This is a genomic window from Paraburkholderia sp. FW306-2-2C-D06C, from assembly GCF_058781505.1.
This window is the reverse complement of sequence record NZ_JBYSWU010000097.1, coordinates 1-9,331: the sequence shown is the minus strand read 5'-3', so window position 1 is coordinate 9,331 and position 9,331 is coordinate 1. Positions and strand designations below refer to the sequence as shown.

Sequence of the window (9,331 nt, the reverse complement as noted above, 5' to 3'; positions counted from 1 at the left end):
TTCGAGCGCTTTCTTGCGACGCTCGGCTATCCGTACTGGGAAGAGACCGGTAATCCGGTGTACCGGCTGTTTCTCGCGTAGCCGAACTCTTTTGCGCGGTGGCGCGTGGTCACTTGGTTTCGCTGGCGTCGGTGTCGCTGTTGACATCGGCGTTGGCGGCGAGCGCTTCGTGATCCATAGCATTCGCCGCGAGCGTCGTCGCGAGCTCGGGATGCGCCTCCTTGCGCTCGCTATAGCGATCCGTCAGATAGTCCGAACGGTCGCGCACCAGCAGCGTGAACTTGTACAGTTCCTCCATCACGTCGACGACGCGATCGTAATAGGCGGAGGGGAGATCGTGCGGCATCATCGAACCCGGCGTCCTTCCCGATCGATCACCGCTTCGCCATCTTCCTTGGAAAACGGACCTTGTTGCGCCGCGGGCAGGATCTCGAGCACGACCTCGGACGGCCGGCACAGCCGGACACCGAGCGGCGTTACGACAAACGGCCGGTTGATCAGGATCGGATGTTTCAGCATCGCGCTCAGCAATTGTTCGTCACTCAAGCTCGTATCGCCGAGGCCGAGTTCGGCATAGGGCGTGCCTTTTTCGCGCAGTGCTCCGCGCACGTTCAGGCCCGCGCGCGTGATCAGGCTCGTGAGCGTTTCGCGGTCCGGCGGCGTTTGCAGATACTCGATGACGACCGGCTCGATGCCGGCGTTGCGGATCATGGCGAGCGTGTTGCGCGACGTGCCGCAAGCAGGGTTGTGATAGATCGTGACGCTCATGGCGGTTACCTTCGAGTCTTCAAAGTAATTTTGCTTCGTACCAACGCTGCGAGCGATTGACCACGCCGACGACCAGCAGCATCACCGGCACTTCGATCAGAACGCCCACCACTGTGGCCAGCGCCGCGCCGGAGTGAAAACCGAACAGGCTGATCGCCGTGGCCACTGCCAGCTCGAAGAAATTGCTCGCGCCGATCAAACTGGACGGACCTGCGACGCAATGGGCGACACCGAGCCGGCGATTGAGCAGATACGCGAGACCGGAGTTGAAAAACACCTGAATCAGAATCGGCACGGCGAGCATGGCGATCACAAGCGGCTCGCTGAGAATCGCCTGTCCCTGGAAAGCAAACAGCAACACGAGGGTGATGAGCAGCGCACAGATCGAATAGGGGCCGAGCCGGGCGACCGCCTGCTGGAAATGCGCTTCGCCCTGTGCCAGCAGACGCCGGCGCAGCCACTGCGCGAGCACGACGGGGACGACGATATAAAGCGCGACCGAGATAATCAGCGTGTCCCACGGCGCTGTAATGGTTGACAGGCCGAGCAGCAGCGCGACGAGCGGCGCGAAGGCCACGATCATGATCGAATCGTTGAGCGCGACTTGCGACAGCGTGAAATACGGATCGCCCTTGCACAGTTGCGACCACACGAAAACCATCGCGGTGCAGGGCGCAGCGGCCAGCAGAATCAGGCCGGCGACATAGCTGTCGAGCTGAGCGGCGGGTAGCCACGGCGCGAACACATGACGGATGAAAATCCAGCCGAGCAATGCCATCGAAAACGGCTTGACTAACCAGTTCACAAACAGCGTGACGCCGATGCCGCGCCATTGGCGCTTCACCTGTGTCATCGCGGAAAAGTCGATCTTGACCAGCATGGGAATGATCATTACCCAGATCAACACGCCGACCGGCAGATTGACGTGCGCCACTTCCATGCGGCCGATTGCCTGAAAAAATCGTGGCAGCGCCTGCCCAAACAGAATGCCGCCGACGATGCAAAGCGCGACCCACACCGTCAGATAACGCTCGAAAAAACCGATGGCCGGCCGCGTATCGCGGATTGCCGCATCAGTGCTACTCATTTGATTCCCCCGCAAGTCCTCAGGATTCTTACCGAAACGTGAAATTGCACGCGCTTCATGACTTGTCCGCGCAGCAGTCCGGGATATCGCCGACGGCGCATGGCGCGCCGGCGCAGCAGTTCTCCGTGAGGAAGCCGATCAGGCCGGACATCGCGTCGAAATTCGCCGTGTAGATGACAAAACGCCCGTCCTGGCGCGAATTCACGAGCCCCGCGTGCGACAGGTCCTTGAGATGGAACGACAGGCTGGAAGGGGAGAGTCCCAGTTGCTGAGCGATCTCACCGGCCGCCATGCCGTCCTGGCCGGCGATGACCAGCTTGCGGAAGATGGCGAGGCGGGATTCATGAGCTAGCGCACCGAGTGCGCGTACAACGAGATTGGAGTCCATGACCGGACGATACGCCATCCATTTCTATATTTCAAGGATTGTTGAAATGAATTTCCCCATAGCGTCATTGGCGTTCAGGTAGATCAGGTCTTATCTCAGAACGAGATACTGCTTATCCGCCATATCGCATTGCGCGATAGATCTCATGATTGTCAAACTGGGTGCAAATCAAACGCCGCATTTCAGGAGACAACTCATGCGCACCCAGGTCGGCATCATCGGTGCCGGGCCGGCAGGCCTGCTTCTTTCCCATCTTCTTCATTTGCGTGGCATTGAATCCGTCGTGCTCGAATCACGCAGCCGCGAACAGATCGAATCCACCATCCGTGCCGGCGTGCTCGAACAGGGCACGATGGACCTGCTCACCGAAGCCGGGGTCGGCGCGCGGATGAAGGCCGAAGGCGCGCTCCATCACGGCTTCGAACTCGCGTTCGAAGGCAAGCGGCGCCGTATCGACCTGACCGGACTCACCGGCCATTCGATCACCGTCTACGCGCAGCACGAAGTCATCAAGGACCTGGTGGCCGCGCGCGTCGCCGCAGGCGGGGCGCTGCGCTTCAACGTGTCGGATACGTCGCTGCACGGCATCGACACCGGGACCCCGTCGATCCGCTATCGTCACGAAGGCGAAGAGCACGAACTGCAATGCGACTTCGTGATCGGCTGCGACGGCTCGCAGGGCGTTTCGCGCGCATCGATTCCACACGCTTTGCGCAAAGACTATGAACGCGTCTATCCGTTCGGCTGGTTCGGCATTCTTTGCGAAGGTCCGCCTTCATCGGGTGAATTGATTTATGCACGTCACGAACGCGGCTTTGCGCTGATCAGCACGCGCTCAGCGAACGTGCAACGCATGTATTTTCAGTGCGATCCGAAGGATTCGGTCGATAACTGGTCCGACGACAGAATCTGGGCCGAACTGCATGCACGCGTCGATTCGCATGACGGCCAGAAAATCGTCGACGGCAAGATCTTCCAGAAGAACATCGTCGGCATGCGCAGTTTCGTGTCGGCCACGATGCAGCATGGGCGGCTCTTTCTCGCTGGCGACGCCGCGCACATCGTGCCGCCGACCGGCGCCAAGGGCATGAATCTCGCGGTCGCCGACGTGCGGGTGCTGACTCGCGCGTTGAACGCGTTCTACGTCGAAAACCGCGGCGATCTGCTCGACAGCTACAGCGAAACCGCGCTTAAGCGTGTCTGGCGCGCCGAGCACTTCTCGTACTGGATGACGAGCATGATGCACCGCATCGAAGGCGCGTCGCCATTCGAACGGCAACTGCAGGTCGCCGAACTCGAATACGTGACGACTTCGCGCGCGGCTGCCACCGCGATGGCGGAAAACTATGTGGGCGTCGCAGCGGTGTGAGAAGCAGAGTGAACGGGCGGGGCGCATGCGGAGCGCGCCCTGCACATGGGGCATCCCGTGATGAGCGGGCGTTGCCATTGTCGTACCCAAAGCAACAGAGAATTCAGGAATCGAGGATTTATCCGCGAGCGTTCCCCTCCTACACTGTACTCATCGGCTGCACAGAGGTTACATCGAGGCTACATCGAGCCCACATCTGCAGCGCGTATAAAACAATCTCTGGAGGTGGTTTCATGAAATCGCTCATCAAGGCTGTTGCTATTGCTGTTGTTTTCAGCGCGCCGATTGCTTCGTTTGCCCAGTCGAATCAGCCGGTCACCGGTGCGCAGCAAAACCCCCAGTCTGCGGAACAACGCGTCTCGGAACAGAAGGATGCCGCGCAAGCCGATACCAGCGGTTATGGTTCGGGCAGCCACGGCACGTGGCAAGCTGGTCATTCGGAAACGACGGTGAGTTCCTACTCGCCGCCGATTTATAACGCGCGTTAAGTGCCTCACTAAACGGCTCGTCGGGCAATTCACGAGTCGAATCGAAAAAGGCCGGCGCCGGAGGATATCCGGGCCGGCCTTTGGCATTTTTTCGGCTTTCCTGCATTCAACCCGTTTTGCAAAAACGGGGGACGTGGCCGCGGATTCTGCCGCGCGACAAGACGACCCGGTACCCGCCAATCTCAGCTATGGCGTGCGCAACAACGTCACTTCGTTTCGCAGCAACGCGAGAAGGTCGTCGTCAGTGGGTTTCGTGCCCCAGTGCCGCGCGCCCGCCACCGACGCAATCGCGATCCACGAGTGAGGCGGAAACCATTCGCGGAGCACGGCGCCGTCTTGACGCAAGCACAGTTGGCCGGTCTGTTCGCTGTATTCGGCGGAAATGGACGTGCCGTCGAACTGCGCCGTTACACGCCGTGGATCGTTGCGTAGCAAATCGTCGCTCCTGCAAATGATGTGACACGGATGCATGCGTGGCCCGGCGTCGTTACGGACGCCGCCGTCGCCTGCGCTTTAGTGGTCGCCCCGGCCGTGCTCGTCGCCTCTGCCGTGGTCGCCGCCATGACCGTGCCAGTCGTCATGCCCGCCGCCATCGTGACCACGCCAGTCGCCGTGCGGGCCGCCGCGATAATCACGCGCGTCATGCCACTCACGGTTGTCGTGGTGACGCTCCTCCCACTCCCGGCGTTCCCAATAGCGGTGGCCGTCGTAATAGCGCTCGCCGTACCAGCCCGGACTCACGACCACCACCGGAGGCGGCTGGACGTATACCGGCGGAGGCGGTGCGTACACCGGTTCGGGTGCGTACGCGACGCCAGGAATGCCGATGTTCACGCCGACGTCGACGTGAGCCAGCGCGACCGACGATGCGCCTATGCCCAGACAGGCAACGATGGTGATGGATAACCACCGGCTTCGTGAAATGTTCATGATTTATTCTCGGGTTTTAGAATTCAGAGTAGGGCCAACCGGGCAGACTGCGTTCAGCCGCTCAGTCGTGGTCACGATCGTGATCGTGGCCGTGATAATGATCGTGATCGTAGTAGCCGCCGCCCCCGGGAACCACGATGCAACCGCCCAATGCACTCCCGAGAGTGACTGCCAATATCATCAGCGTGAGAATTCTTTTCATGACGTTGCATTCCCCTTTACGTTTGCTCGAACTCTACTGAGCGGCCAGATTACCGGTGTGTTCGTGTGTAACAGGACGTGTCGCTTCCATTGCGCGATGGCGACGTAAGCGGGACGAACCGGCCGGATATTCCGGCGCTGCGATGGGACGGGCCGCAGGTGCCACGATTCCTTTCAACCCGTTGAGCGCGTTACGAAAAGCGTCCCCCATCGCCGGACCGGGCGCCTTCGCGGCAGTTGATTCACGCGGCGGCGATCAAGTGAAGTGCGCGCGGCGCGGCCTATCGTTTCGCGCGTGCCCGGCGGAAACATTCAGTTTCAGACTTGAGAGGGGCGGCAGCGTCATACGCGAAAAACCGTATCTTTTGCGCGCTGCTGAGGTGCCGCCGGCCCACGCATCTGGATGAGCCCCGGCCGGGCTGCATCAGCTTTTCTTAAGGTTTGGCCCGTAGCATGTCCACCGCCTGCGGCCAAATGTGCTCTGCGTCGACGCAACGACACTGCCGCTAAACGACGAGTAGAAAATCTCCCGATGATGCGATCCGACGAAGCCAGTTTCCCGCGATACGCCGCAAGCTATGACGGCATGGCAAAGTTTCTTCACTGGTTAGTGGTGGTATTGATAGCCGCGCAGTTCGTAATCGGCTGGACCATGCCCGACATTCACAAGGGCACGCTGCCCACGGGGTTGATCGCGTGGCATCTTGGCGTTGGCGCGGCGCTGATAGCGGCGGTGGTGGTGAGAATAGTCTGGCGTCTGACGCATCCACCCGCGCCCGCTTCGCTTTCGCCGCTGCTTGGCGTTGTTTCGCGCATCACGCATGCGCTTCTGTATGGCACGCTGGTCGCGGTGCCGCTGCTGGGGTGGGCCAATGCATCGTCGCGCGGATGGTCCGTCAAGTTGTTCGGTCTGCTGCCTTATCCCGGTCTCTCGGCGACGGGTTCGCCAGTCGGTCACGCAATGGGCGACATCCATGGCGTGCTGGCCTGGGTACTGTTCGCGCTGATAGGACTGCACATCGCGGCCGCGCTGTTTCACCGCTTCGTTCTCAAGGATCAGGTCTTGCAGCGAATGCTGCCTTGAGCGGGGAGTTTTGCGTGGTGAGGGGCAGGGGGAGCGGCAGTAGGGCGCTTATCGCGCGAGCTTGCGCTCGAGCATCGCCTTCACCTCAGCCCACTCCGAATCGATGATGCTAAAGCGCACCGAATTGCGCTTGCGTCCATCCGGCATGATGCGTTCGTGCCGGACAATGCCTTCCTGTTTGGCGCCGATCCGCAGAATCGCCGCTCTGGATTTCTCGTTGAGTTCGTCGGTGGTGAACTGCACGCGTACGCACTGCATGACTTCGAACGCGTGAGTCAGCAGAAGGAATTTTGCTTCGGTGTTGACACCTGAACGCTGCACCGACGAGCTCAGCCACGTGTGGCCGATTTCCAGCTTCCGGTTCACCCGGTCGATCTTCCAGAAGCGCGTGCTGCCGACGATCGAGCCGGTATCGCGCCTGACGATCACATAGGGCATCACGCTGCCGGCCTGTTTTCCTGCCAATGCCGTAGCGATGTAACTGCCGACGGTTTCGGGCCCGGGCACGACGGTCAGCTTCATGTTCCACAGTTGACCGTCCGCGGCGGCGTCGAGCAGACCCTGTGCGTGTTCCTGCTGAAGCGGCCTTAGCTCGACTGTCTCGCCGGTCAGCGCAGGTTGAATGAAACCAGGGGCGTTGTCGTTCATGACGATAAAAAGGTCCGCGAACGGGCGTTCGCGGACCTGGCATGGTTAGCGGATCAAGTTGAAAAACAGCTTAGACAGCCATCACCGATACCGCCTTGGTGACCAGATAGGCTTCCATTGCCTCCGGTCCGCCTTCCGAGCCGTAGCCGGAATCCTTCACGCCGCCGAATGGCATTTCCGGCCAAGGTGTTGCAGGCTGATTGATCCACAACATGCCGACTTCCAGCTGTTGCGATAGCAGATGCACGTTGCTGAACGATTTCGTGAATGCATAACTCGCGAGCCCGTACGGCAGACGGTTCGCTTCGGCGATGGCTTCTTCGAGCTTGTCGAAACCGCGGATCGCGGCGATCGGGCCGAACGGCTCGTTGTTGAACACGTCGGCTTCGAGCGATACGTTGGTCAGCACGGTCGGCGCGAAGAAGTTGCCTTCAGTGCCCACGCGTTCGCCGCCCGTCTCGACCTTGGCGCCGGTTTTGCGCGCGTCGTCGAGCACCTTGCTCATCGCGGCGAGGCGGCGCGCGTTGGCGAGCGGCCCGAGGGTCGTGCCTTCGGCGAGACCGTCGCCGAGCTTGAGGCTTTCCGCGTGCTTGACGAGCGCCGCCGCGAACGCTTCGCGGATGCTGTTGTGCACGAGAAAGCGCGTGGGCGAGATGCACACCTGGCCCGCGTTACGGAACTTCGCGCCGCCCGCTGCCTTGACCGCCAGCGCGACGTCCGCGTCCTCGGCCACGATGACGGGCGCATGACCGCCCAGTTCCATCGTCGCGCGCTTCATGTGTGCGCCGGCCAATGCCGCCAATTGCTTGCCGACCGGCGTCGAGCCCGTAAACGTGACCTTGCGGATCACCGGATGCGGAATCAGATAGCTCGAAATCTCCGCCGGGTCGCCGAATACGAGGCCGACCGTACCCGCCGGCACGCCGGCTTCGACAAAAGCCTGCAACAGGGCCGCCGGCGACGCCGGGGTTTCTTCCGGCGCCTTGACGAGGAACGAGCAGCCGCTCGCGAGCGCCGCGCTCAGCTTGCGCACGACCTGGTTGATCGGGAAATTCCACGGCGTGAACGCCGCCACCGGGCCGATCGGCTCCTTGAGAACCAGTTGCTGCGCTGCCAGATTGCGCGACGGCACGATCCGGCCATAGACGCGCCGGCCTTCGTCGGCGAACCATTCGATGATGTCCGCGGCGGACAGCACTTCGACGCGTGCTTCGGGGAACGGCTTGCCCTGTTCCTGGGTCATCAGGCGGGCGATGTCCGACGCGCGCTCGCGCACCAGCGCCGCGGCTTTGCGCATGGTCGTCGCGCGTTCGTTGGCGGGGATCTTGCGCCAGGCTTCGAAGCCGCGTTGCGCGGCGGCCAGCGCCCGGTCCAGATCGGCGATGCCGGCGTGGGCGACCTTGCCGATGGCCTTGCCGGTGGCGGGATTGACGACGTCGAGGGTCTTACCGCTGGCGGCGTCGCACCATTCGCCGTTGATCAGAAGCCGGGTATCGGTATAGCTTGAGATGGCCATGCTGGGTTCCTGTGAGTGGGAGAACGATAGGCTGCGCGCTCGGTCGTGGGATGGGGGCGGGGACCTGCGCGGCCCGGAATGGACTGCCGATAGGGATGATCTTATCTGATTGAGCGATAGCGCACCGGTGGCGTGCTCGCGCGTGGTGCAATGTGGACGGTTCGTGGCGGTGTTTGCCGCGATGTGGCCGGAGCGGAGAAAATCCTGGCAAAGCACCGGCGCGCAAACAGGCGTAAAGTCAAACAGCAGTTGCAGGAACCGGCTGGAGCCAGCAGCGATGGCGATTGCTGACGCTGGACGGTGAATGCAGCTCCAATCTCAACCAAGGTGCAAGCGAGGTCGACATGCCAACCGGTACAGTGAAGTGGTTCAACGATGCAAAGGGATTTGGCTTTATCACGCCGGACGACGGTGGCGAAGATCTGTTTGCACATTTCTCGGAGATTCGAACCGAAGGGTTCAAGTCGTTGCAGGAGAACCAGAAGGTCAGCTTCGAAATCAAGCAGGGACCGAAGGGGAAACAGGCGGCGGATATCAAGCCAGTGTGAAGGTTTGGGGTTTTGCCTCGCGTGGCGCGATTGATTGGCTGTGCGCCGGCAGCGTACCGACCGCCGCGCCGTCGCAGGCAGAGCCCCCGCCGCGCCAGGCTCCCGATCCTTAAGGTTTCCTTCAGCTTTGCTCCGTAGTATTTGCGCGACCACTCGCATCCCCGCGACGCAATGATTCCGATAGTTTTCCGACAGAAAACTGAAAGCGCCAATCAAAAGGCTTGCTGGAGCATTCATGAAAACCCTGTTCTTGCAGGCGCCGTCGTACGACGGTTTCGATGGTGGCGCGGGTTCGCGCTATCAG

The 9,331-nt window shown here is 61.3% G+C and carries 13 protein-coding genes and 2 pseudogenes; 5 read left to right on the top strand and 10 right to left on the bottom strand.

Annotated features, from left to right (window positions below; translation table 11 throughout):
• A pseudogene (locus AC3WLT_RS36325) lies at nt 1–81 on the top strand (threonine dehydratase); the annotation flags it as partial.
• 28 nt (nt 82–109) lie between these two features.
• On the opposite strand, the pseudogene AC3WLT_RS36320 reads toward AC3WLT_RS36325, so the two are convergent.
• The 4 genes and pseudogenes from AC3WLT_RS36320 to AC3WLT_RS36305 all read right to left on the bottom strand — a co-directional run.
• Nucleotides 110–331 (bottom strand): annotated as a pseudogene (locus AC3WLT_RS36320) (arsenical resistance protein ArsH); the annotation flags it as partial.
• Nucleotides 332–345: 14 nt separating this feature from the next.
• Nucleotides 346–768 (bottom strand): arsenate reductase (glutaredoxin), encoded by a 423-nt coding sequence (arsC, locus tag AC3WLT_RS36315; protein ID WP_492596390.1) that lies wholly within the window; start codon nt 766–768, stop codon nt 346–348.
• Between the two features lie 19 nt (nt 769–787).
• A complete protein-coding gene (arsB, locus tag AC3WLT_RS36310) occupies nt 788–1,855 on the bottom strand; it encodes an ACR3 family arsenite efflux transporter (protein ID WP_492596389.1) in 1,068 nt (355 codons plus the stop codon).
• A 55-nt stretch (nt 1,856–1,910) separates the two neighbouring features.
• Nucleotides 1,911–2,243 carry an ArsR/SmtB family transcription factor gene (locus tag AC3WLT_RS36305; RefSeq protein WP_492596388.1) on the bottom strand — a complete coding sequence of 111 codons (333 nt, stop codon included), beginning with the start codon at nt 2,241–2,243 and terminating at the stop codon, nt 1,911–1,913.
• Nucleotides 2,244–2,439: 196 nt separating this feature from the next.
• On the opposite strand from AC3WLT_RS36305, the gene AC3WLT_RS36300 reads away from it, so the two are divergent.
• Both AC3WLT_RS36300 and AC3WLT_RS36295 read left to right on the top strand, forming a co-directional pair.
• Nucleotides 2,440–3,612 (top strand): 4-hydroxybenzoate 3-monooxygenase, encoded by a 1,173-nt coding sequence (locus AC3WLT_RS36300; RefSeq protein ID WP_492596387.1) that lies wholly within the window; start codon nt 2,440–2,442, stop codon nt 3,610–3,612.
• A gap of 233 nt (nt 3,613–3,845) precedes the next feature.
• Nucleotides 3,846–4,100 (top strand): hypothetical protein, encoded by a 255-nt coding sequence (locus tag AC3WLT_RS36295; RefSeq protein ID WP_492596386.1) that lies wholly within the window; start codon nt 3,846–3,848, stop codon nt 4,098–4,100.
• A 186-nt stretch (nt 4,101–4,286) separates the two neighbouring features.
• Here AC3WLT_RS36295 and AC3WLT_RS36290 read toward each other — a convergent pair whose 3' ends face one another.
• The 3 genes from AC3WLT_RS36290 to AC3WLT_RS36280 form a co-directional block, all read right to left on the bottom strand.
• Nucleotides 4,287–4,535, bottom strand: a complete 249-nt coding sequence (locus AC3WLT_RS36290; protein ID WP_492596385.1) for a hypothetical protein — start codon at nt 4,533–4,535, stop codon at nt 4,287–4,289.
• Between the two features lie 78 nt (nt 4,536–4,613).
• A complete protein-coding gene (locus AC3WLT_RS36285; RefSeq protein ID WP_492596384.1) occupies nt 4,614–5,030 on the bottom strand; it encodes a hypothetical protein in 417 nt (138 codons plus the stop codon).
• 61 nt (nt 5,031–5,091) lie between these two features.
• The gene (locus tag AC3WLT_RS36280; RefSeq protein WP_492596383.1) at nt 5,092–5,232 is read right to left on the bottom strand and encodes a hypothetical protein; all 141 of its coding nucleotides are present in this window, start codon (nt 5,230–5,232) and stop codon (nt 5,092–5,094) included.
• 531 nt (nt 5,233–5,763) lie between these two features.
• Between AC3WLT_RS36280 and AC3WLT_RS36275 the strand changes: the two genes are divergently transcribed.
• Nucleotides 5,764–6,315, top strand: coding sequence for a cytochrome b (locus tag AC3WLT_RS36275; protein WP_492596382.1), 552 nt, complete (start codon nt 5,764–5,766; stop codon nt 6,313–6,315).
• A gap of 48 nt (nt 6,316–6,363) precedes the next feature.
• Here the strand turns inward: AC3WLT_RS36275 and AC3WLT_RS36270 are convergent, their stop codons facing one another.
• Together AC3WLT_RS36270 and AC3WLT_RS36265 are read right to left on the bottom strand one after the other, a co-directional pair.
• Complete coding sequence (locus AC3WLT_RS36270; RefSeq protein ID WP_492596381.1) at nt 6,364–6,963, bottom strand: GNAT family N-acetyltransferase; 600 nt, start codon at nt 6,961–6,963, stop codon at nt 6,364–6,366.
• 70 nt (nt 6,964–7,033) lie between these two features.
• Nucleotides 7,034–8,479 carry an NAD-dependent succinate-semialdehyde dehydrogenase gene (locus AC3WLT_RS36265; protein ID WP_492596380.1) on the bottom strand — a complete coding sequence of 482 codons (1,446 nt, stop codon included), beginning with the start codon at nt 8,477–8,479 and terminating at the stop codon, nt 7,034–7,036.
• Nucleotides 8,480–8,823: 344 nt separating this feature from the next.
• Between AC3WLT_RS36265 and AC3WLT_RS36260 the strand changes: the two genes are divergently transcribed.
• Entirely contained in the window at nt 8,824–9,027 is a 204-nt protein-coding gene (locus tag AC3WLT_RS36260) for a cold-shock protein (protein ID WP_008922053.1), read from the top strand.
• Nucleotides 9,028–9,148: 121 nt separating this feature from the next.
• Here the strand turns inward: AC3WLT_RS36260 and AC3WLT_RS36255 are convergent.
• On the bottom strand, nt 9,149–9,331 hold a 183-nt coding region (locus AC3WLT_RS36255), incomplete at its 5' end, for a hypothetical protein (protein WP_492596379.1).

Excerpts from the sequence above, each read along its gene's own strand:
- arsC (WP_492596390.1), bottom strand. The coding sequence starts at position 768 with ATGAGCGTCACGATCTATCACAACCCTGCTTGCGGCACGTCGCGCAAC.
- arsB (WP_492596389.1), bottom strand. The coding sequence starts at position 1,855 with ATGAGTAGCACTGATGCGGCAATCCGCGATACGCGGCCGGCCATCGGT.
- AC3WLT_RS36305 (WP_492596388.1), bottom strand. The coding sequence starts at position 2,243 with ATGGACTCCAATCTCGTTGTACGCGCACTCGGTGCGCTAGCTCATGAA.
- AC3WLT_RS36300 (WP_492596387.1), top strand. The coding sequence starts at position 2,440 with ATGCGCACCCAGGTCGGCATCATCGGTGCCGGGCCGGCAGGCCTGCTT.
- AC3WLT_RS36295 (WP_492596386.1), top strand. The coding sequence starts at position 3,846 with ATGAAATCGCTCATCAAGGCTGTTGCTATTGCTGTTGTTTTCAGCGCG.
- AC3WLT_RS36285 (WP_492596384.1), bottom strand. The coding sequence starts at position 5,030 with ATGAACATTTCACGAAGCCGGTGGTTATCCATCACCATCGTTGCCTGT.
- AC3WLT_RS36280 (WP_492596383.1), bottom strand. The coding sequence starts at position 5,232 with ATGAAAAGAATTCTCACGCTGATGATATTGGCAGTCACTCTCGGGAGT.
- AC3WLT_RS36275 (WP_492596382.1), top strand. The coding sequence starts at position 5,764 with ATGATGCGATCCGACGAAGCCAGTTTCCCGCGATACGCCGCAAGCTAT.
- AC3WLT_RS36270 (WP_492596381.1), bottom strand. The coding sequence starts at position 6,963 with ATGAACGACAACGCCCCTGGTTTCATTCAACCTGCGCTGACCGGCGAG.
- AC3WLT_RS36265 (WP_492596380.1), bottom strand. The coding sequence starts at position 8,479 with ATGGCCATCTCAAGCTATACCGATACCCGGCTTCTGATCAACGGCGAA.
- AC3WLT_RS36260 (WP_008922053.1), top strand. The coding sequence starts at position 8,824 with ATGCCAACCGGTACAGTGAAGTGGTTCAACGATGCAAAGGGATTTGGC.